This is a genomic window from Chryseotalea sanaruensis (genome assembly GCF_003990915.1).
GTDB lineage: Bacteria > Bacteroidota > Bacteroidia > Cytophagales > Cyclobacteriaceae > Chryseotalea > Chryseotalea sanaruensis.
The window spans coordinates 252,450-274,675 of the sequence record NZ_BHXQ01000001.1 but is presented as its reverse complement, the minus strand read 5'-3'; the positions used below and the strand labels follow the sequence as shown (position 1 = coordinate 274,675).

17 protein-coding genes, 1 pseudogene and 1 riboswitch are annotated in these 22,226 nt (G+C 39.6%); of the genes and pseudogenes, 4 read left to right on the top strand and 14 right to left on the bottom strand.

The window, feature by feature from the left end:
• Positions 1-48 precede the first annotated feature (48 nt).
• The gene (locus SanaruYs_RS01100) at positions 49-459 is read left to right on the top strand and encodes an arsenate reductase family protein (RefSeq protein WP_127120665.1); all 411 of its coding nucleotides are present in this window, start codon (positions 49-51) and stop codon (positions 457-459) included.
• On the opposite strand, the gene SanaruYs_RS01095 is transcribed toward SanaruYs_RS01100, so the two are convergent.
• Positions 456-953: a hypothetical protein gene (locus SanaruYs_RS01095; RefSeq protein WP_127120664.1), complete on the bottom strand. Its 498-nt coding sequence runs from the start codon at positions 951-953 to the stop codon at positions 456-458. The two genes, SanaruYs_RS01100 and SanaruYs_RS01095, sit on opposite strands and share 4 nt — an antisense overlap.
• Positions 954-1,000: 47 nt before the next feature.
• On the opposite strand from SanaruYs_RS01095, the gene SanaruYs_RS01090 reads away from it, so the two are divergent.
• On the top strand, positions 1,001-1,891 hold the full coding sequence (locus tag SanaruYs_RS01090) for a 3-hydroxyacyl-CoA dehydrogenase family protein (RefSeq protein WP_127120663.1): 891 nt from the start codon (positions 1,001-1,003) through the stop codon (positions 1,889-1,891).
• Between the two features lie 65 nt (positions 1,892-1,956).
• A complete protein-coding gene (locus tag SanaruYs_RS01085; RefSeq protein ID WP_127120662.1) occupies positions 1,957-2,850 on the top strand; it encodes an ATP-binding protein in 894 nt (297 codons plus the stop codon).
• Here the strand turns inward: SanaruYs_RS01085 and metF are convergent.
• The 6 genes and pseudogenes from metF to SanaruYs_RS01050 form a co-directional block, all read right to left on the bottom strand.
• Entirely contained in the window at positions 2,847-3,803 is a 957-nt protein-coding gene (metF, locus tag SanaruYs_RS01080; protein ID WP_127120661.1) for a methylenetetrahydrofolate reductase [NAD(P)H], read from the bottom strand. The genes SanaruYs_RS01085 and metF overlap by 4 nt on opposite strands.
• Positions 3,804-3,869: 66 nt before the next feature.
• The gene (locus SanaruYs_RS01075; protein WP_127120660.1) at positions 3,870-4,256 is read right to left on the bottom strand and encodes a four helix bundle protein; all 387 of its coding nucleotides are present in this window, start codon (positions 4,254-4,256) and stop codon (positions 3,870-3,872) included.
• 107 nt (positions 4,257-4,363) lie between these two features.
• Positions 4,364-8,055, bottom strand: a pseudogene (gene metH, locus SanaruYs_RS01070) (methionine synthase).
• Between the two features lie 49 nt (positions 8,056-8,104).
• Positions 8,105-8,221: riboswitch (SAM riboswitch) on the bottom strand.
• A 36-nt stretch (positions 8,222-8,257) separates the two neighbouring features.
• On the bottom strand, positions 8,258-8,914 hold the full coding sequence (locus SanaruYs_RS01060) for a DUF3575 domain-containing protein (protein WP_127120657.1): 657 nt from the start codon (positions 8,912-8,914) through the stop codon (positions 8,258-8,260).
• Positions 8,915-8,917: 3 nt separating this feature from the next.
• Positions 8,918-9,664 (bottom strand): LVIVD repeat-containing protein, encoded by a 747-nt coding sequence (locus tag SanaruYs_RS01055; RefSeq protein ID WP_127120656.1) that lies wholly within the window; start codon positions 9,662-9,664, stop codon positions 8,918-8,920.
• Complete coding sequence (locus tag SanaruYs_RS01050) at positions 9,651-10,199, bottom strand: hypothetical protein (protein WP_127120655.1); 549 nt, start codon at positions 10,197-10,199, stop codon at positions 9,651-9,653. The genes SanaruYs_RS01055 and SanaruYs_RS01050 overlap by 14 nt, the downstream gene beginning before the upstream one ends.
• Before the next feature lie 61 nt (positions 10,200-10,260).
• Between SanaruYs_RS01050 and SanaruYs_RS01045 the strand changes: the two genes are divergently transcribed.
• A complete protein-coding gene (locus SanaruYs_RS01045; RefSeq protein ID WP_127120654.1) occupies positions 10,261-11,160 on the top strand; it encodes a Ppx/GppA phosphatase family protein in 900 nt (299 codons plus the stop codon).
• Between the two features lie 35 nt (positions 11,161-11,195).
• Here SanaruYs_RS01045 and SanaruYs_RS01040 read toward each other — a convergent pair whose 3' ends face one another.
• The 7 genes from SanaruYs_RS01040 to SanaruYs_RS01010 form a co-directional block, all read right to left on the bottom strand.
• The gene (locus tag SanaruYs_RS01040; protein ID WP_127120653.1) at positions 11,196-14,462 is read right to left on the bottom strand and encodes a caspase family protein; all 3,267 of its coding nucleotides are present in this window, start codon (positions 14,460-14,462) and stop codon (positions 11,196-11,198) included.
• Positions 14,463-14,677: 215 nt separating this feature from the next.
• Positions 14,678-16,114 carry a hypothetical protein gene (locus SanaruYs_RS01035; RefSeq protein WP_127120652.1) on the bottom strand — a complete coding sequence of 479 codons (1,437 nt, stop codon included), beginning with the start codon at positions 16,112-16,114 and terminating at the stop codon, positions 14,678-14,680.
• Between the two features lie 121 nt (positions 16,115-16,235).
• Positions 16,236-16,580 (bottom strand): 50S ribosomal protein L20, encoded by a 345-nt coding sequence (gene rplT / locus SanaruYs_RS01030; protein WP_127120651.1) that lies wholly within the window; start codon positions 16,578-16,580, stop codon positions 16,236-16,238.
• 130 nt (positions 16,581-16,710) lie between these two features.
• Positions 16,711-16,911 (bottom strand): 50S ribosomal protein L35, encoded by a 201-nt coding sequence (rpmI, locus tag SanaruYs_RS01025; RefSeq protein ID WP_127120650.1) that lies wholly within the window; start codon positions 16,909-16,911, stop codon positions 16,711-16,713.
• 23 nt (positions 16,912-16,934) lie between these two features.
• Positions 16,935-17,504, bottom strand: a complete 570-nt coding sequence (infC, locus tag SanaruYs_RS01020) for a translation initiation factor IF-3 (protein WP_370684880.1) — start codon at positions 17,502-17,504, stop codon at positions 16,935-16,937.
• 103 nt (positions 17,505-17,607) lie between these two features.
• The gene (thrS, locus tag SanaruYs_RS01015; protein ID WP_127120648.1) at positions 17,608-19,542 is read right to left on the bottom strand and encodes a threonine--tRNA ligase; all 1,935 of its coding nucleotides are present in this window, start codon (positions 19,540-19,542) and stop codon (positions 17,608-17,610) included.
• A 137-nt stretch (positions 19,543-19,679) separates the two neighbouring features.
• Positions 19,680-22,211, bottom strand: coding sequence for a DUF5686 and carboxypeptidase-like regulatory domain-containing protein (locus SanaruYs_RS01010; RefSeq protein ID WP_160118555.1), 2,532 nt, complete (start codon positions 22,209-22,211; stop codon positions 19,680-19,682).
• Positions 22,212-22,226 lie beyond the last annotated feature (15 nt).

Below are 22,226 nucleotides of genomic sequence, written 5' to 3'. Positions count from 1 at the left end.
TGCAGGCATTTTTTGGTTAACTTCCGAATAGTTAAACCAGAGAAGTATATGCAATTCCATCCAAATGAGCTTTTTCTCCTCTACAATCCGCAAAGCAACAGTGGCAAGCAAACAAAAGCCATGGCTAAGGACATTTGTAGCAACATCAATGAAATCGATGCGCTACATGAAAAACTAATTCCTACCTACTGGAAAGAGGTCGTCACCATGCTTGGTATTAGTCCTGCTGAGCTCCTGGATAAATCGCATCCTGACTATGCATCAAAAGTTGGTGAAAACTCTTATACCATGGAAGGATGGCTAGAGGTGTTGGCCAGAAATCCTCAATTATTAAAGGCGCCTATCGCTATTTATAATAAGCGTGCTATCTTTTGCGAAACACCTACTGATATAATGAAGTTGGCCGTAACTGCAAAAGCAGGCGAAAAGATCTTACCACATTTGCGTGGAAACGCTTAGCTGTGTAAAGCATTAGACTGAATACGTGGTCGGTTGCGCTTAGCTGATTCAATTTTCTCCCAGAGTAAATTGACCAATTTGTCTTTGGTCTTATAATTGAGCGGATAAAGCAATGAAGGTTTAAAGTAAAAATGATTCCCAACAATATCTTCGTAGTACAATTCTACTCGCCACATTCCACCCAACGTTTTCATTTCAATGTCTTTAATGTTTTCGAGGGGTATTAAGACGTCACCTGTTCTCTTTAACACATATAAGTAGTCATCATCAAACTCAACTTTAAATACCTTGATATGTGCTTTAAACCAGGTGTAGATCATAAATCCCCAAACCACCGGGAAATAGAGCGATGAGAAAATTCCCTTACTCCTAAAGTCGTCAATTGTTTGATACAACATAAGACCTACAAAAGCTGTAAGAATTACAACAAAACCGTACCTGTAAAATTCTAAGTAACGCGTTGATAAGTTTCTGATTCTTGATTTTTCTGACACGGCTTATCGTTTATATTTGCGCTCGCAAACGATGTAAGCTCAAATTTATGAAGAATATTGCAGTAATAGGATCAGGTACGATGGGTAATGGCATTGCTCATGTTTTTGCACAGCATGGTTTTTCTGTTGCCTTAATTGATATTTCGGAAGATGCCCTTAAAAAAGCGCTTACAACTATTGAAAAGAACCTTGACAGACAAGTCGCTAAACAAACGCTGACAGAGGAGGGTAAAAAACAAACCCTGCAAAACATAAAAACTTTTACGCAGCTGAAAGATGGTGTAGCTAATGCAGATTTAGTTGTTGAGGCTGCTACCGAAAATGTAGAATTAAAGCTTAACATTTTTAAAGAAATGGACAGCTATGCAAAGCCTGACGCCATCCTCAGTACCAATACTTCTTCAATTTCCATCACTAAAATAGCCTCAGTAACCAAGCGACCAGATAAGGTAATAGGTATGCATTTTATGAATCCTGTTCCTGTTATGAAGTTGGTTGAAGTAATCAGAGGTTATAATACAACAGATGAGGTGACCAACACCATCATGGACATGTCAAAGAAACTTCAAAAAGTACCTGTTGAAGTGAATGACTACCCTGGGTTTGTTGCTAATCGCATTTTAATGCCTATGATTAACGAAGCGATTTATTCGCTTTACGAAGGTGTAGCAGGTGTTGAAGAGATTGATACCGTAATGAAATTGGGTATGGCCCACCCCATGGGGCCTTTACAATTGGCCGATTTTATAGGACTAGATGTTTGCTTATCTATACTAAGGGTTCTACATGATGGCTTTGGTAACCCAAAATATGCACCCTGCCCCCTATTGGTAAATATGGTACAGGCTGGGCATAAAGGCGTAAAATCAGGAAGTGGTTTCTATCAATACACTGCAGGAAGCAAGGATTTAATAGTTGCCAAACAGTTTACAAAGTAAGTTTTAACGACTGATTCCATCTTTTTAGAATCGCTTCCTTACACGAAATATATACCTTTGTGTGAATGAAGTTAAACTGGTCTGGATTTTCACGATTCGAGGGCTTAAACGAAGACGAGAACAACGTCTATAAGGGTTTTAACATACTTCTGATCTTAGCATTACTCGACCTGATTGTCATTGCTGGAACACTCAGTACAATCGAACCACGCTGGCCTTTATTTATATGCCTTGTTGAGTTTTTCGTATTCATCTCACTTATATTTCTTCATCTAAAGGGACATTTTAAGACAGCCCGTTATATCTTCTTTTTATTAACCACGGGCTTGCAAGTCATGGCAAGTATTATCCATGGAAAATCTGGCGGCTTCGATTATCTCTTATTTTTGATTTGTGTTCTACCCATGATGTTTTTTGAATCTAAGAAACATTACATATCGCTTTTTATTATCAGTATGGGAAGCTATTTATGGGTACAGTATCAATTGTTAAGGGTGCAACCGCTTATTGTTATTGACTCAGACTTCCCATTATACTGGAATACATTTGTAACCGGATTCGGGTTATTGTTTATCCTGTACATTTTTAAAAGAAGTTATCAGAAATCGCAGGACTCCTTGCGAAAACAAAATGAAGAAGTTAAGCTTCAAAAAGAAGAAATAGAGAGCATCAACAACAACCTTGAAAAGCTTATTGTACAAAGAACTAAAAAAGTGTTAGAACACGAAAAGTTGTTTACAGAATACGCTAACATCAACGCACACAAAGTAAGAAGTCCATTAGCACGTATTCTTGGACTGCTTAATTTAATTCATCTGGAAGAAGATAAGGAGAAGCACATCAAAGAATTTCTACCCTTACTTAAAGCCAATGCAGACCAGTTAAATGATATACTGGATGAAGTAAGTAAGTCACTCAACGCTGTAAGTCATTCGGGCGAAACAAGCAAATCTTCTTAAAACAACTCCTTTGCAATTTTATAAATAGGATCTGACTTACCCATGGAATAGAAGTGCAATGAAGGTACACCCGCTTTCATTAACTCCTTACTTTGTTTGACTGTCCACTCAATACCCACTTGTTTAACAGCTGCATTGTCTTTACATTTATCAACAGCATCTGATAGCTCTTCAGGTAGATCTATGTAGAAGATAGTTGGTAGGATACTCGTCTGTGCTTTAGTGGTTATTGGTTTAATACCTGGAATAATGGGGACTGTAATACCTATTTCACGGCATTGCTTCACGAACTCAAAATATTTGCTGTTATCGAAAAACATTTGTGTTACAATAAACTCGGCTCCTAAATCAACTTTATTCTTCAGATACTTCAAATCTGTTTTTAAATTGGGAGCAGCAAAATGTTTCTCAGGATAACCCGCTACACCGATACAGAAATTGGTTGGTGTAGAATTAAGCAAGTCTTCATCTAAGTATTTGCCCTGATTAAGGTTAACAACTTGTTGTAACAATTCAGAAGCATAGCGATGACCATCAGGATCTGCTACAAATCGTCCCTCATTCTTTATACCATCACCTTGTAGTACTAAAGCGTTTTCTATACCAAGAAAATGCAAATCAATCAAAGCATTCTCAGTTTCATCTTTTGTAAAGCCTCCACAAATAATATGCGGAACAGTATCAACCTTATAATGATTTTGAATAGCAGCACACAAGGCAACAGTACCAGGTCTTTTACGTGTAGATTTCTTCTCTAACAAACCATTTTCACGTTTCTTATAGACAAATTCTTCTCTATGGTAGGTAACATCAACAAAAGGTGGTTTGAATTCCATTAAAGGATCCATGTGATCAAACAACGTACGGATATTCTCTCCTTTCAATGGCGGTAATACTTCTAACGAGAATAAGGTTTTATCTTTTGCGTTCTTTATGTGATCAATTACTTTCATGGGAGGTAAAGTGCTAAAGTTTTAAGGTGTTAAAGTATTAAAGTAATAGAGTATCAAAGCTTGCATTTATCCTTGTGATTCATTTTTTGTTTTAGTGTTTAGATAACGTATTAAACCTAATATCTGATTTCGTGAATCGTCTGTTAGCTTTTGCAACTCAGCTACCTTTTCTGTTGTCAAGTAACCAATGTCTAATGCTACATAAAAAATACTTCTTACCTCCAAGGCCGAGGACTGAGCAATATTAAGAAAGCGAATAAAGTCTTTACTACTAAATCTTCCAAAACCCTCTGCTATGTTGTTCATTACCGAAAGTGCCGCACGCTTTAATTGACTTTTGGTATCGAAATCTTTGGCATGTTTACCTTCTTCACAAACAAAATAAATTTCACGAACGAGTATTCTGGCATCTTTCCAGCAATTTAGGTCTTCAAATCTTTCAATTTTAGCCATAACCCTGATCCGTTAACAATTTATCATCTTCAAACCTATGCACTTTAAACCTCCACACTTGAGCACCTCAACACTTTAACACCCTAACACTTCAACACTTCAACACTTTAAATATCGTACGCTAAATTAGGCGCCAACCATCGCTCTATTTCCTCCACACTCATTCCCTTGCGCTTAGCATAATCTAATACCTGGTCTTTTTCTATTTTACCCAAACCAAAGTATTTCGAATCCGGATGTGAAAAATAAAAACCACTTACAGCAGCTCCGGGGAACATTGCATACGATTCAGTTAATTGTATACCAACCTTTTCTGCTTCTAATAATTCAAATAACAATTTCTTTTCAGTGTGATCAGGGCAGGCCGGATAACCCGGTGCCGGACGAATACCGTTATATTCTTCATCGATCAATTGTTGATCTGTTAGCTTCTCATCCTGGGCATAGCCCCACAACTCTTTGCGTACTTTTTCATGCAGGCATTCTGCAAAAGCTTCCGCCAAACGATCTGCTAATGCTTTTGCCATAATATCAGAATAGTCATCCTGATTAGCCTGGTGTTTAGCTGTTAATTTTTCCAAACCTAAGCCTGCAGTTACAGCGAATATACCCAAGTAATCATTTCCTTGTTCTGGTGAAACAAAATCAGCCAAACAGAAATTAGGCAGGTTTTGTGCCTTTTTATTTTGTTGACGTAAAAAATGAAAAGTAGCAAAATTCTCCTTAGTCGAATCAGTTTTATATAATTCAACATCATCACCCTTATTTGCAGCCGGATAAAAAGCTACCACCCCGCTTGCCTGCAGGCTTTTATCGCGCACAATCTCATCTAACATTGTATTGGCATCGTTAAAAAGCTTTTGCGCTTCAACACCAACAACGGCATCTTTTAAAATGCCTGGATAACGACCTGCCAGCATCCAGGTCTGGAAAAACGGAGTCCAGTCAATATACTTTCTGATTTCCTCCAACGGATAATTCACAAACTCTCGTCTGCCAAGTATAACTGGCTTAGTCAGCTGTGTTGCTTTCCAGTCAATTTTAACGCGATTAGCACGGGCTTCATTTAAGGGAATATAATTTTTCGCCTGCTGACGACTTGCGTGGTCTTTCCGCATTACTTCATACTCCAGTTTGATCTTGGATTTAAAGGCATCCCTCGTTTCCGTGCTGATTAACTCACTGGCTACAGGCACTGATCGTGAAGCATCCAGTACGTGTACAACAGCACCATCGTAAACCGGATCAATCTTTACTGCAGTATGTATACGTGAAGTTGTGGCGCCACCAATTAGCAATGGCAAAGTCATTTTTTCGCGCTGCATTTCCTTGGCTACATATACCATCTCATCCAGGGAGGGGGTTATTAATCCGCTAAGACCTATTACATCAACTTTCTCGCGTTTGGCTGCTTCAATAATTTTTTCAGGCGGCACCATTACCCCCAGGTCAACTACATCATAGTTGTTACAGGCAAGCACTACACCAACAATATTTTTTCCGATGTCGTGTACATCGCCTTTAACCGTAGCCATTAAAATACGGGCTGCCGGTTTACCAACATTACCACTAAGTCTTTTCTCTTCTTCCAAAAAGGGTGTGAGGTAGGCCACTGATTTTTTCATTACACGTGCACTCTTTACCACTTGTGGCAAAAACATTTTACCTGCCCCAAATAAATCACCCACTACGTTCATACCCGACATAAGCGGACCTTCAATTACATGCAGCGGTTTGTCGTACTTCTGGCGCGCTTCTTCGGTATCCTGATCAATAAAATCAATAATACCTTTTACAAGTGAATGTGTTATTCTTTCCTCTACGGTTCCCTTTCGCCACTCATCATCTACTTCCTTCTTCTTGGCAGAACCTTTTACCGATTCTGCAAAATCCAATAGCCTTTCCGTAGAATCTTCCCTCCTGTTGAGCAGTACATCTTCAACCCGTTCCAACAAATCCTTTGGTATTTCATCATATACCTCCAGCATGGTTGGGTTAACAATGCCCATGTCCATACCATGTTGTATAGCATGATATAAAAAAGCGGAGTGCATGGCTTCCCGCACCTTTTGATTACCACGAAAACTAAAAGAAACATTACTAACACCACCACTTACATGCGCATGTGGAAGATTCTCTCTGATCCACTTGGTAGCTTTAAAGAAATCCAAAGCATAATTTCTATGCTCATCTATACCCGTAGCTACTGGAAAAATATTGGGATCGAAAATAATATCCTGTGGCGGAAAATTAACTTCATTCACAAGGATATCGTAGGCACGTTTACAAATGTCGATTCTGCGCTGATAAGTATCTGCCTGACCTTGTTCATCAAAAGCCATCACCACAGCTGCAGCGCCATAGCGTTTTACCAACTTTGCCTGACGAATAAATTCCTCCACCCCACCCTTCATACTGATGGAGTTTACAATACCCTTGCCTTGTAAACATTTCAGACCGGCTTCGATCACTTCCCACTTGGACGAGTCGACCATAACCGGTATGGCTGCAATCTCAGGCTCAGAGGCCATCAGGTTTAAATACTTAACCATGGCTAACTGGGAATCTAACATACCCTCATCCATGTTCACATCAATAACCTGGGCTCCACCACGCACCTGATCGAGTGCTACTTCGAGCGCTTCATCGAACTTATCTTCCTTAATCAGCTTGAGAAACTTGGCAGAACCAGTTACGTTGGTGCGCTCACCTATATTGACGAAGTTGGAATTAGGTGTTACTTCTACTGCTTCTAATCCACTCAGTTTTAATGTATGCTTCATGCTGTTGTAGCGGCTTCAATAGTATCGATTGTTCTTGGTTTATAGTTCTTAGCAATATCTGCAATACGCTTTATATGCTCAGGTGTTGAACCACAGCAACCACCTAGTATATTGATTAAACCTTCTTTTAAATAATCTTCTACCTCTTTTCCCATTTGTACGGCAGTTTGATCATATTGACCAAACTCATTAGGCAAGCCGGCATTAGGGTGTGCGCTGATAAAAAATGGTGCCCTATCGCTAAGTACTTTTAGGTAAGGTCTTAAGGCAGATGCCCCTAGCGCACAGTTTAATCCGACACTGAGTAAAGGGACGTGCGAAACTGAAATCAGAAAAGCTTCAGCTGTTTGTCCGGACAAGATTCTTCCACTGGCATCAGTAATGGTTCCAGAAACCATTACAGGAACTTCCTTACCTGTTTCTTCAAATAATTCCTGAATAGCAAACAACCCTGCTTTTACATTGAGTGTATCTGTTACCGTTTCTAACAGAAGCATATCCACACCACCATCTATTAAAGCCTTGGCTTGTTCTTTAAATGCTACTACAAGCTGATCAAAAGTTATGGCACGATAGCCAGGGTTGTTTACATCAGGAGACATAGAAGCTAACTTTGTAGTTGGCCCCATTGACCCTGCAACAAAGCGTGGTTTGTTTGGCTCTTTTTGAGTGAATTCATTTGCTACTTCTTTGGCTATTTTAGCTGACTCGTAGTTGATCTGATAAACAAGATGCTCCAGGTGATAATCGGCTTGTGCTACGCTTGTGCTGCCAAAGGTGTTGGTCTCGACAATATCAGCCCCAGCTTCAAAATACTGACGATGGATGTCTTTAATTATGTCAGGTTGTGTGAGGCTAAGTAAGTCATTATTACCTTTTAAAGGATGTGGATGATCCCTTAAGATCTCCCCTCTGAAATCAGCTTCTTCCAGCTTATGACGCTGAATCATAGTACCCATGGCACCGTCCAGTATCAAAATACGTTCTTTTAAAATGTCTTGAATTTTTTGGCTCATACCTTCTGAGTATATAATCTATTATCCAGAGAGCCCTGTTAAGGTGGGTTACTTATCTTCTTTCAATGCAAAGCTTGAAAAGGGATTTAGCACAACATACTGAAATGAATCAGAATAGGATGCTAAGACGTCATAGGGCCCAACCCTCAGTCTTTCTGGATAAGTGATGCAAAGAAAGCAAAGAGAGGCCAAATAACAAAATCTACCTGAATCGGTAGCCTAATCTGGCACCAAAGAGGGGTGAAAGCACAATACGATCTTCTTCATTAGGTCCAAAGAAGTTGAACCCTCCAGTTGTTGATACAGGAACAGTACTAGGTTGGTCATAATCTACTGATCGCCACGACCAACCCAGGGATACATCCAAGAAAATTCTACGATCAAAATAAATCATATAGCCTCCCTTACCACTTATCCCCATTTCCCGATACTCAACCTTATAAGCATAGTTTCTCAAAAAGCTATTTTGACAATCCGGATCAAAGCATTCAGTTAGCGTTACAGATCTGTCAAAATTTATACTTGTTATATAGGGTTCAATACTCATATAAAAACCATCCCGACTACTCAAGCTTTCAAAGTAATATCTTAATTCTGCCTTGAGCTTAACCCCTCTTTTATTCATGTACTCAGTATTACTACCACCTCCATAGTTTACCACGTAACCAACATCCGCTTGTACTGCCAATTTTTTACCAAGACTTTTTTCATAAGCAAATTGCAGACTTGGATAAAACCCCCATAGATGCAGGGGACTCCATTTGATTGCATGGTCAGGCCTATGTTTAATTTGTAATGAGTCTTGGGCACTTAGCGCAACACTTGTCAGTAATAAGATCGAGGTGAATAGAAGGCGCATTGACTATTTTGTAACTGGTATAATGCTTAGCAGCTCCAAAGAATTAATATAACCATATTGGTAGATCCCATCATCTCCTGTTATGGTAGCAACACCATTGTGCAGAATAACATCGAATGCATGTATGTCATTGACGTGATGCAACATTTGAATATCATTTGCATTGGTTACATCAAAAACTGTAAAACCAAAAGTCTGTTCACATACAAACAAAATATTATCTTTAATACCAATGCCTAGTGGTGTATTCATTGGGTAATTTGCAATAAGCACAGGGTTATTTGGGTTAGAAATATCAATAATCTCTAATGCATTTGTACCTCTGTTGCAGAAATTCCCACTGCTTAATGTTACATAAGCCCTATTACCTTCTACTACAACAGGATCACAAGAAACAATATGCGAATAGCGAAAAATAAATTGTGGATCTTCCGGATTGCTTATAGAATAGATATACATGGCATCTTGTGCACCCAGATATAAATAAGTGCCTCTGGCGGAGATCGTTTCCAGACCAAAGCCAACATTAACTGTTTTCAACATTTCAAAATCTTCATTGCTGCTAATATCATAAACACTCAGCGTAGTTTGTGATGCTATGTAAAGATAGCTGCCATTAATAGCAAAACGAGTTAATGATCCACCCTGGCCCTGGCCGCCACCTACCTGTAGGTTGTTGGCTCCGTCATCAGCACAGGCAATGACTAGACAAAGACATAGTAAATTCCAAATAAGCTTAGTTAGTCGCATAACAGTCGGGATTATTAAGTTCAACAGATTGCCAGCCAATCACAATACCTTTTGATATATCTACACATTCAAAGTAGAAGCCCGCTGGTGGTGGAACACCTAAATTCCAGCTTGCCAGTGGAATTGAATCAAGCACTGACAAAGAATTGAACCCATTTAGTCTTATTGATTTTAAATCTCCATTATGATCAGCATATAGTATGTCATCTTTTATGGCCATATCAGTATTGCCTAATAGATTAATAAAGGCTACAGATTGAGGGTTTACCGGGTTTGAATTATTATATATGTGAATCCCTTTTCCACGTTCATTTATCAGCAAATACTGATTGTAAACATAGATTTTTCCAGGATTTTCCAATTCTTGTGCCGGAAGTAGTGAAACCTCCGTAGTTGCCTGATTTCCGTAAAGGGGTCTGTAACCACTAACTTTACCTACAGGAAACTCAGCTTGAAAAGGTTCTATCACACAGGCTGAAAGAGTCGCTACAAAGAGTGCCACCACAAACAAAAGTTTTATAGTTTTGTGCATCATAATTTCTTAGACAATTAAACCTGATTAATAGTTGTAAGTAACATTAAATTAATATAAGCCCTTGAAACTCGCAGCTATCGACATTGGTTCTAACGCTATTCGCTTTCAGATTTCTTCTGTTTTAGAAAATGGCCCTAAAGTAATCTTCAAAAAACTTGAATATGTACGTTTTCCGCTCCGTTTGGGGCATGATGTATTCGCTACTGGTAAAATCAGTGCCAAAAGTATAGAAAAATTCAAGAAGCTGATGACGGCCTACAAACTGCTGATTGAGCTCTATGAAGCTACTGACTATATGTTTTGTGCGACTTCAGCAATGCGCGAATCTGAAAATGGTTATGCACTGGCCGAAGCAATTGAAAAGGAATTGGGCATTAGCATAGAAATTATTGATGGTAACAGAGAAGCCGAATTTATTAACCGAGCTATACAATCCTATCTTTCAGATAATACCTATCTACACATAGATGTAGGGGGCGGAAGCACAGAGCTTAATTTATATACTGGAGGCAAAAAAATAAAAACACGCTCTTTTAAGATTGGCTCTGTTCGTGTATTGGAAAACCATGACTCACCTGTAATGTGGGAAGATATGGAGAAATGGGTGAGAGATAATGTGAAAAAAGAATTTGGGAAAGTTACGGCTGTAGGTACAGGGGGTAACATCAGTAAAATGTATGAACTTGCGCAATTAAAACCTCACCGATCAATGTCTTTCAAAAAGATGATTGAAGTAAGAGATATGATTGAAAGCCATAGCATTGAAGATCGAATCTATAAACTTCAAATGAATCCCGATCGTGCTGATGTAATTATACCCGCAAGTCGCATTTATATGAAAGTAATGGAGTGGGCTCATGCCAAATATATTTTTGTTCCCGATGTGGGCTTAAAAGATGGTATGCTCTTACATCTCTACGATAGAAATATACAGCAGCACAAAATTCAATTTGTTAAGTAGATAACTCTACTGAATTAACTTTTCCTCTTTTAATTTTATTCTTCAACAACCAAGGGAAAATCCTGCCCTCTTGAAAAGGTATGCGGATATTGTGGTTTGCCTTTCAGTTTACGCGTCAGTTCGGGCACCTGATCATCCAGGTATGATTTCAATTCGTAAATAGTAACCTTACCATCTTTGGGTGAACCATCTGCTTCTCCAGTCAATCCTTTAATCAACAGGTAGGTGAAGATACCATGACCGAGCTCAGCAAACTCTGCAGCAAATTGCTCACTGCCTGCTGAGGCCATTACGTGAATACCTGCACTTCTGGAAAGCTGTGCAATGGCTTTTTCTTCTGTCGCGCCTCTGGCGGCCATTAACTCAACTGAACCTCCCGACTGACAAGCATCCATAATAATCAATTGTTTTAATGCTTGTATCTTCTTAAACTTTTCTTGCAATACGCTACCTTCAATAGCTTCTTTTTGAAGTGAGTTTAAATCGTATAAACGTAAACTCTCGGTGGGAATAAAGAAGAACTGATCATCTACCATGCTGCCATGTCCTGCATAATAAAAGATGAAAACATCTTCTTGTTGTATTTTACCTGAGAGCTCTTCCAATTTATTTAAAATGCCTGAACGTGTAGCTTCACCATCGTATAAGGTATGTATCTCTAACTTCTTGTGAAGCGATACACCTAGATCGTTGATTACCTTGCCGAAGGATTCTGCGTCTGGCTTGGCATAGTTAAGTGCCAGTTTAGGATTTTTATATTGATTGATGCCGACAGCCAACAAGTAACAAGTGCTGTTTTTAGTGGCTATCTCCGAAAATATTTCAACTGAATGTATATCTGATTCAATTTTGTCTTTATTAGAAGCTGCAGCAGAGAAAACGTTGTTACCACCTACAAGTGAAATCTCTTGCTTAAATGTAGTAACCTGACCTTTTCCTTTTGGTAAGACAAAGTTTTTCTCAATCAAGACAGACTTCCCATTATGAAATAGTTTGAAGTTCTCTACGCCTGCTCCATTGTCCTGTACACGCACATATAGCTCTGCCTTTCCTTTGTCTGATGATGGAAGTATAGCCACCTTAACATTAGGTGGTGGTGATTTGAGTAATTTACCTTGAATACTTTTATAACCATCATCACCTCCCCTGTTTTGAAAAATCTTTGGCAACAAATCGGGTCTGTAAAAATCTTCAAAGAACTGATCAGCTGAATACGTTTTCATGCCCTCTACAAAATGGATGTAACGCCTGGCCTGTTCTGTTGCATTAAAATAACCTTCAGGACTCTTCGCCATCCAGTCCTTTTCTCCAATATGGATATGTTCGAAAAACTCATTGCCTGAAGCAAGGTCCCAGAATTTAGTAACACCGTCTACGCTATGGCTGATTAACATCTTTTCATCGGTGGTAAGTGCTAAACTCATCACCTCACTTTGATGGCCGTTAAATGTCTTAACTACTTTTCCGCTGTTCATATCCCAGTACCGTATAATACGATCAGCGCCAGCACTAAAAAAGTTTTTTTCTGATGCAGTCATGATACTGGCATAAACTGCCCCCTGATGTCCTGTGTACTTACTTTCCATCAGTCCAGTACCAACATGCCATAATCGAATAGAGCCATCCCAACTGGCACTAAGCAGTTTGGAACCATCCTTAGTAAGCTGCATAGCAGAAACCGTTTCAGTGTGACCCACAAATTCACGAATGACTTTCCTGGTGTCTATTTCCCGTAAGGCTAAACCTGCTGGTAAGTTGGCCGTAAGCACATATAAATCATTCGGGGTAAACTGCGCGAGATAAGCAGAGGCATTGTCAAGATCAAAGTAGATAAGTCGTTTGCCGGTAGCCACCTCGTGAATTTTCAATGATCCGTCCCAGCTACTACTTACAATTTTGGTTTCGTCATGACTAAAGTTTACATCAAACACAGGTTGGTTGTAAGACTTAATAGTGCGCAGTGTATCTCCTTTCTTAGCATCCCAGAGTATGAGCATTCCATCTGCACCACCTGTTAATAGTAAAGTTCCATCACTATTATATTTATAACAAAGAACTGCCATTTCATGCCCCACATACTCCATCTCTGCTTTACCGGTGGCGATATCCCAACGTTTTGCTTTTGCACCAAACTTACCCCTTAGCAAAGTTTTGTTATCTCCGCTTAGTACAACATTTCCTTTGAATCTTAAATACTTGGCAATGCTGGCATCCCAGTAGGAATTAGGATTGTAAGTTAGTCCACCCTTATCTCTTGCATTCAGAAAGCCAGTGAGTTCATCTACTTGCTTACCAGAAGCGATGTCATAGATCATCACTGTATTATTATCACTGGCAATCAATAAGCGTTTGCTATCCGCTGTAAAGCTTGCTTGATTTAACACTGCCTCTGTATCTGGCCTGATTGTTTTGATAGAATCGCCTTGATCAACATGATATAGAGACACAAAATTTTCTGTACATAAAACCATTAGCTTACCACTGGCGCTTACTGTAACAGACTTCATGTCATTAACGTCTCGGCTGTATGTGGTCACTAATTTTCCGTTGCTGAGATCGTACTTTAATACAGCATCGTTATTAGATGCTTTAATCAGATACTTACTGTCAGTTGTGAATTGAACATCTGTATAACAACCTCCACAAGAGGAATGAAGCTGTGAAGTATTGAAGGTGTAAACTTTCTTCCAATCGCTGCAACGATATACATTAGCCGTAAAGCCATCCTCGCCTACTGCAAGCCATTCACCGTCCGGACTTATGGCCACGTGAATAAGTCCACCTGAACCGGCATAGCCATTGGCATCCATTTCAGTAATTTTTTTCTTGGAGATGACATCCCACACGCGCACTTTTTGCCCAAAGCCGACAGTAACAAAAAATCTGCCTTTAGGATCAAAGGCTACATCGGTTATTCGCTCTTCATCCGGTTTAACGGAGAATAGTTCTTTACCTGTTGATACTTCCCAAATTTTGGCTGTGGCATCGCCATTGGCACTGATTAAGTATTTACCATCACTGCTAAAATCCAATTGATTAACAGAAGCGCTATGACCCAAAAAGCTGCGTACCTCACGGCCTGTGCTTAACTCCCAAAGCTTTATTGTTTTATCGCGACTACCGGTTGCTACATAATTACTATCTGGACTCACAGCAACAGTTAGGACTGCAAGCTCATGGCCTTTTTGGATAACGGTTTCCAGATTTTGTGCGGAAGCATGTATAACACAGATTAATGACAGTGCACAAAAGCATAAATGTGCCGCGATGATTTGATTATAGTATAAGCAGATTCTATTCATAACTTCATGCGAGGTGGATTGTCCTCAACTCACTTCATGAATAAACTTATTACAATTCAAGCATAAGTAAAACCACGATACTGAGATTATGAGGTATTGAGCTATAGACAATAAAAAAGAGTCTTGCTGCCCTTTTTATTTTAGAAGTATCTAATCAGGTTATTTCACCTTATTCATGACAGCAGTGAAAGTCTCAGCTAAGTATTTTATCCTTTTTACTCAATAAGTCTTTCTATAAATAAGCTTCTCTTTTGCTTATCCATATAAAGTAAGTAGGCTTCCTTAACGCAAGAAATCTTCCCTACTCCACCTAATTTTATCTCACTATCCAATTCTTTAATCCTCTGTTTAGCTCTGTACAAAACTCCATTATCAGAAGGATTATAATCCTTTGAAACCTTTAAGTCTGACATTCCTAAATAGCCATAAAAATAGTTTTGCCTTTCAGAAGAGTTGGTCCTGGACCAAGTCATTTGTGTAGCGCCAGGTGTAGTTACGGTTCCTCGCGGGGTTTGTATTGTGCTACCAGCTGAAGTTCCCGCCATAGGAGCTGGGCCGCTTTGAGGAACATGATAACTTCCTATCAATAATCTATAATCCGTTTCCCTTTTGGTGACACTTATCACCGGGGATCCTTCATTTAAACTTTTCAAAAGCAATTTAGTGGCATCCTCTTTGGTCCACGTACGATCAGATACTTTCTCTACATCAACACCATTTTTTTCCAACTTAGAAGATTTAAGCTGGATCAGTTCACCTTTTAGATATCGATGAGACCCAAGTTCTTCAAATTTATGGATATCAAAAACAGTGAGATCCAGCATGGATTTGTCAATACCAACCACAAATAGTTTATCGTCTATAAAAAAGCTATTATGGCCTGTTTTATTTGTATAGGGTAAAGTCACTTTACGGGAAACTACGCTTTCGGTTAAAAGGTCAAGTTCTAAAACCAATATTTCACCTGACTCAATTCCATCATGTTCATCGCTAATCATGAGTAACTTATTCCCCTTGAAATAAACTTTTTTAAGATCCTTTGCCTTATCAAAAGATATATCCACACCTTTCTTAATAAAAGTAAAATTACTTACTAAGTTCATGATTGACCCTTTTCGCGCCATCGTCTTGGATATGAGCTCATCAGAAAAATCGAAAGACAGAGTATCTTTCACCAAACCTTGGTCATATTTATGGAGAAGTAGCTTTCGCTCCCTCTTTTGATACGACATAGAGTAAAAAGCATTATTATCATTAATGAAGCATACATGCTGCTTTTCAGAAATGTCTGTTAACTCCTTCAGCTTTGTAAACTTACCTTTAGTCTTGGAAAAAGTAAGGCATTCTAATTTATCGATGCCATAAACATAAGAAGTAAAATAAATAAAGATCTCGTCAGCGGTTGACATGACTCCTATTAGAGAGCTGTACTGTCGCTTAATCTTATGCTGTACCATTGTATTATTCTCGGCATGAATAGCATAGAAAAGAATCTCTTCATCAGCTTGCGCTTTTGAAATTATGTAATCTCCGGAGACTACTCCTTCGATATAGTCAAGTTTTTTAAATTCTATCTCACGGCTAAAAACCAATTCTTGAGCAGCTGCAGTTAGGTGGCACAGTGCCAAAAAATAGAGAAGTACACCCTTCATATTAATTAAAATTCATTTTTTCACTCTGAAAAGTTTATTCGGGAACAACGCATATCTTCCAGCATCCATTTTAAAGAAAAAAGGGCCTTACGGCCCTCTCTCTTATCAATATTAGTATTGACTATTTCACTTTGTTCAACACTGCGTTGAACGCTTCAGGGTGGTTCATGGCTAAGTCGGCAAGAACCTTACGGTCTAAATTGATACCTGACTTCTTCACTTTACCAATAAAAGCTGAATAGCTCATACCGTGTTCGCGTACTGCTGCGTTGATACGCTGAATCCAGATAGCGCGGTATTCTCTTTTCTTTTGCTTGCGATCGTGGTAAGCGTACACAAGACCTTTTTCAACGGCATTTTTCGCTACCGTCCAAACGTTTTTCTTACGACCAAAGTAACCTTTGGCGAGCTTTAGCACGCGCTTTCTCTTGGCGCGGGATGCTACAGCATTGACTGATCTAGGCATTTCCTTTTACATTTTTGACAACTGGCGTCTCTTCTTACAGAGGTCTTAGGTGCCAGGCATCGGGTTAAACATATATCCACCTGCGGTTAGGCTTCAGTGGACGAACCAATCCTGATTTAAAATCAGAATGTTATACGAGGTACGGTAGCATAATCGCTACGTTCTTCGCATCTGCCTTACTTACAACCACTGTTCCAGTAAGGTTTCTCTTTTGTTTTGTCTCCTTCTTTGTAAGGATGTGGTTTTTGAACGCTTGCTTGCGCTTTATTTTACCGGTTCCGGTTACTTTAAATCGCTTTTTGGCGCCCGACTTGGTTTTTACCTTCGGCATTTTATTAAACAGTTAAATAAAAACTACTTTTTAGCTTTAGGTTGAACAAGAATACTCATGTTCTTTCCTTCCAGCTTCGGCAATTGTTCCACCTTTCCGTGTTCCTCCAACGCCTGTGCAAATTTCAATAAAAGGATTTCTCCTCTTTCCTTATACACAATGGAACGACCTCTGAAAAACACACTTGCCTTTACTTTGGCACCTTCACCTAAGAAGTTAATGGCGTGTTTTACTTTAAAGTTAAAATCGTGATCATCTGTGTTAGGTCCAAAACGAATTTCTTTCATCACGACCTTCTGGGTCTTCGCTTTGATTTCCTTTTGCTTCTTCTTGTGCTCGTACTTAAACTTCGAGTAATCCGTAATTCTGCAAACCGGTGGGTCTGCATTTGGCGAAATCTCCACTAAATCTAATCCCAGGTCTTGAGCCAGTTTAATGGCCTGCTGAATGGGATATACGTCTACCGCAACATTTTCACCAACGACACGGACACGTTGTGCCGTAATGCGCTCGTTAATCTTGAAAGGTTCTTCCGGACGATGCGGGCCTCTTCTCTGAAATGGCCTTGGATTAGGCTTAAAATTCGGGTTTATACTCGTTTTGTTTAAGTTCTACAAAAACACATGCTTGCTTTAGGCAAACAGGGTGCAAATATCGGGAATTACTGTTTAAAAGCAAACTTTACTTCAAAAATGCCTAAAAAGGTGCTGCGCATTCTTTGCGGAAATTCTCCACAAATTCATCAATACCCACACTGCCCTGGTCGCCCTGACCATGCTTGCGGATCGCTACCTTTTGCTCATTAACCTCTTTCTCCCCTACAATCAGCATAAATGGTATTTTCTTAACCTCAGCATCACGGATTTTACGACCAATTTTCTCATCACGATCGTCAAAAACACCGCGAATATCAGCAGCTTTCAAACGCTCATAAACTGATTGGGCATAATCGTTAAACTTCTCAGAAATTGGCAATACTGCGATCTGATCTGGCGCTAGCCATAACGGGAAGTTACCGGCACAGTGCTCAATCAATACCGCCACAAAGCGCTCGAGCGAACCAAAAGGCGCGCGGTGTATCATAACAGGACGATGCTTTTGATTATCAGCACCTACATATTCCAACTCGAAACGCTCAGGTAAATTATAATCAACTTGTATAGTACCCAATTGCCAGCTTCTGCCTAAAGCATCTTTTACCATGAAGTCTAACTTCGGACCGTAAAAAGCAGCTTCGCCTTGTACGGCTACTGTAGTCAGCTTACGCTCATCAGCAGCTTCCTGAATCTCGCGTTCCGCCTTATCCCATAAATGATCTTCACCTATGTATTTAGCTTTGTTAGCCGGATCGCGCAGTGAAACTTGTGCAGTGTAGTTTTCAAAACCTAAGGAGTTGAATACATGAAGCACTAAGTCTATTACTTTCACAAATTCTTCTTTCACCTGATCGGGGCGACAAAAAATATGAGCATCGTCCTGAGTAAAACCGCGTACACGTGTCAAGCCATGCAACTCCCCACTTTGTTCGTAACGATATACAGTACCGAACTCAGCAAGGCGTACAGGAAGATCTCTGTATGAACGTGGTTTGTGTTTATAGATTTCGCAATGGTGTGGACAGTTCATTGGTTTTAGCAAGAACTCCTCTCCTTCATCCGGTGTATGGATAGGTTGGAAAGAATCTTTACCATACTTTTCGTAGTGACCTGAAGTAACATACAATTGCTTACTGCCTATGTGGGGGGTTACTACAGGATCATATCCGGCACGTACCTGTGCTTTGCGCATGAATTGCTCAAGGCGTTCGCGCAAAATAGTACCCTTGGGTAACCACAAAGGTAAGCCCATACCTACTTTTTCTGAGAAGGTGAATAACTCTAACTCTTTACCCAGCTTTCTGTGATCGCGTTTCTTGGCTTCTTCCTGTAGATGCAAAAACTCTTCGAGCTCTTTTGCCTTAGGGAATGTGATTCCGTACACACGGGTCAGCATTTTATTATTCTCGTTGCCACGCCAATAAGCACCGGCCACGTTAAGAATCTTTGCTGCCTTAACAAAACCTGTATGAGGAATATGTGGACCACGGCATAAATCCGTAAAATCACCTTGCGTGTAAAAGGTAATTGTTCCATCTGCCAGATCGTTTATTAACTCAAGCTTATATTCATCACCTTTTTTAGTGAAGTATTCTGTCGCTTCTGCTTTGCTTACCTCTCTACGTTCGTAAACGTTAGATTTCTTTGCGAGCTCCAGCATTTTCGCTTCAATCTTAGCCAGATCATCTTCAGCAAAAGTTTTGCCTCCTAAATCAACGTCATAGTAAAATCCATTTTCAATAGCCGGGCCGATCCCAAACTTTGTACCAGGGTACAAAGCCTCTAAAGCTTCTGCAAATAAGTGTGCAGAAGAGTGCCAGAAAGTAGTCTTACCGCTGCTATCATTCCACGTCAAAATTTTAATGGACGAATCTTCCGTTATAGGTCTTGACAAATCACGGATTTCACCATTCACTTCAATGGCTAACGAAACCCTGGCTAAGCCTTCACTGATACTTTGGGCTATTTCGATGCCCTTCACCTGTTGCGGGTACTCACGCACGCTGCCATCTGGCAGTGTAATTTTAACACTCATACTTGTCGAAAAAATGAATTGTAAATATAGGGCTAATTCATCAATGAATGCATTAAGCACAAGGATTATGCACACTGCGGAAAGCAGAATACATGATTAAAACTTTGTGTAACTGAGGGGTTGTGCTCCCCGAAAGCTTACAAGGTAAGCTGCACTGTTCCAAATACACCGAACTTACGCACCTCTGGTCCGTCCAGATAAGAAAGTCTATGTATGAAATCTATTCTAAAAAATTTGAAGATGTTTTCAATACCATATCCTAATTCTACATAGGGTTTACGTAAGGATAGCTGACCCGGAGGCAAAATTTCATTGCTTGGGTCGGTGTTTTGTACAATCAGATTTTGGCTCTCCTGACTCATGCTACCGTAAACCATATTTGCAGTACCAACAAAGCGCCACTTCAGTTTACGTAACAATGGCATTCTATTCAACAACAAACCTTCGAAGTGATGGTTATACTGAGCTGTCACGTAACGATCACTTACAAACTCACCATAATCCATCAGGTTAAAAGTAAGGGGTGTAAAAATTGGTGTTTGATTACCTAAGTGAAGTCCTAACAAGGTGTAAGGCAGCGGCTCAAAAACATACTCTGCAGTAGCTCTTAACTTACCAGTACCTAAAATTCCTAAGCGTGTACCCTTCTCAAAAGAAAACCGTAGTTTATTATAATCAAAATCACTACCGGCAAAATTCTTTATACCTCGGGTATAACGTAGTGTTAATACCGGCCATCTTATAGTTCCAAGGCTTAAACGTTGATTATCATCTTGTAAAAAAACTTCATCTCTTGCATATCGCGATTCCAGTATCACCTCTGAAGTGGTATACATTGATCCAATTGGAGAGTTGACGATATCTTCAGGATTTTCATAATAACCAAAGTTAAAAGCCGGATCAAAGCTAGCATAGCGGACAGCTATTCGCTGATTGAATCCTTTAAACAATTCCCGTTGGAAATCCACTCTGGTTTCATCAAAATAAAATCCGCGCCTGAAAAAACCCCATCGCTGTGATGCCAACAGAAGTGCATTACCGCCTACAGCCTCATCATCAAATCCTAATCGACCTAAATCACTTCTTGAGCGAATGCTCCAGGTTGTCCAACGTCTGGTTGACAATACCTGTTTGGCGTAAACGGAGTATTTGTACTTTTCGTCTATGAAACCATAACCTACCTGTCCGCCAAAAGTCCACTTTTTACTAAAGGCATAGGTAGTGCGAAAGCCAGGCATAACACGAACACCTTCAATGTTATTGTAAGAAATCAAGTCCGGATAGGGACCGATTTCTATTTTTTTACCAATACCAAAATAACCATCTACGGCAATCTTAATTATGTCCGTATAAGTTCTGATAACCGGAATGTTACGAAGTGTATCAATCATTTTATATACGTTGCGCTCTGTTTCCGATAAAGGTTCATGACGCAAAGTATCCCATACTGTCTCGTCATTTTGATTGAGACGAGCGCGTTCATCTAATTGAATTGGGCGTTCATAAAATGCAACATCGTATGGCTTATTAACCACGAAGTTTTTATTGGAAGTGTAAAATTTGGCGAGCATGCCTGCACTGTTGCTGGTTAGTTCACTTACGTCAATCAATACACGATTTTTAACGGGTAACCATGCGCCATCAGCTGTTGGCTCCAACTCCTGTTGAATTCGGATTTTCTCTATGAAATTGAGGTTGGCACCCTTACCAATGTTTACATCAATCTGCTTAAGCGCATAGCCATCTCTGGTTATCCACATGCTGCCTGTAAAGGCAAGGTCTTGTGGTGATCGCGGAAAAAAATCAAGACGATAACAATAATGTTCACCAACAAAAAGACTATCCACTAAATCGTAGTCATAGTACAAACGCCAACCATCCGCTATGGGTGATACAAATTCTTTCTCTACAATATTTAGCCAGTTCTGATAGAAATTATATTCCTGAAAAGAAGAGCCTACTAATTGGGTTACTGTAGTCCCGTCCTCCACGCCCAAACCATTGATCTTCGAGTGGAGAATTTTTTCAAACTTGGAATTAGGATTATCTCTGTAGTATAGCTTCGAGACGCTTTCTGTAATGAAAATTGGTAAAATCGGTTTGCCATCTTCTCCGGCAATTCGCTCTACACTATCTAACACTTGCGTTATTTTCTGAATCAGTCTGCGCTCACGAAACTTCTCAGACATATTATCAACGTCTACTTCAATTTTCGTGTAAGTATCATACTCATAGGCAGTGAGTCTTCGTTTATCGTTATTCTTTTTATTACGAACAACCTTTCGTAGTACCTCAAATGCCGGGTTCTCCCCAGCTAATACAACTACTTCTTGCAAATTAGTGACCTCTTCTTCTAATTGAAAATTAACCGTTTGAGAAATACCTTTAGTAATGACTTTCGTTCTGGGTTTATACCCAATATAAGAAGCAAGCAACGTATCATTTGGACTATTTGTCTTTAGTAAGTAATTACCATCGAAGTCTGTTGTCGTACCAATATTGGTACCCTTAAACAATACGTTTACAAAAGGAATTGGATCTCCTGAATTAGCATCTGTTACTTTACCTTTAATGATGGTCTCTTGACCAAAGGCTGTTGATGCAACAACGCAGAAAAAGAATATAAAAATTGGTCGGATAAGCGTATTCACAACAGTCAAACTCCTCAAAAGTATAAAATTTAC

Coding starts and splice junctions, on each gene's coding strand:
- SanaruYs_RS01100 (WP_127120665.1), top strand. CDS start 49: ATGCAATTCCATCCAAATGAGCTTTTTCTCCTCTACAATCCGCAAAGC.
- SanaruYs_RS01090 (WP_127120663.1), top strand. CDS start 1,001: ATGAAGAATATTGCAGTAATAGGATCAGGTACGATGGGTAATGGCATT.
- SanaruYs_RS01085 (WP_127120662.1), top strand. CDS start 1,957: ATGAAGTTAAACTGGTCTGGATTTTCACGATTCGAGGGCTTAAACGAA.
- metF (WP_127120661.1), bottom strand. CDS start 3,803: ATGAAAGTAATTGATCACATAAAGAACGCAAAAGATAAAACCTTATTC.
- SanaruYs_RS01075 (WP_127120660.1), bottom strand. CDS start 4,256: ATGGCTAAAATTGAAAGATTTGAAGACCTAAATTGCTGGAAAGATGCC.
- SanaruYs_RS01060 (WP_127120657.1), bottom strand. CDS start 8,914: ATGCGCCTTCTATTCACCTCGATCTTATTACTGACAAGTGTTGCGCTA.
- SanaruYs_RS01055 (WP_127120656.1), bottom strand. CDS start 9,664: ATGCGACTAACTAAGCTTATTTGGAATTTACTATGTCTTTGTCTAGTC.
- SanaruYs_RS01050 (WP_127120655.1), bottom strand. CDS start 10,199: ATGATGCACAAAACTATAAAACTTTTGTTTGTGGTGGCACTCTTTGTA.
- SanaruYs_RS01040 (WP_127120653.1), bottom strand. CDS start 14,462: ATGAATAGAATCTGCTTATACTATAATCAAATCATCGCGGCACATTTA.
- SanaruYs_RS01035 (WP_127120652.1), bottom strand. CDS start 16,114: ATGAAGGGTGTACTTCTCTATTTTTTGGCACTGTGCCACCTAACTGCA.
- rplT (WP_127120651.1), bottom strand. CDS start 16,580: ATGCCTAGATCAGTCAATGCTGTAGCATCCCGCGCCAAGAGAAAGCGC.
- rpmI (WP_127120650.1), bottom strand. CDS start 16,911: ATGCCGAAGGTAAAAACCAAGTCGGGCGCCAAAAAGCGATTTAAAGTA.
- thrS (WP_127120648.1), bottom strand. CDS start 19,542: ATGAGTGTTAAAATTACACTGCCAGATGGCAGCGTGCGTGAGTACCCG.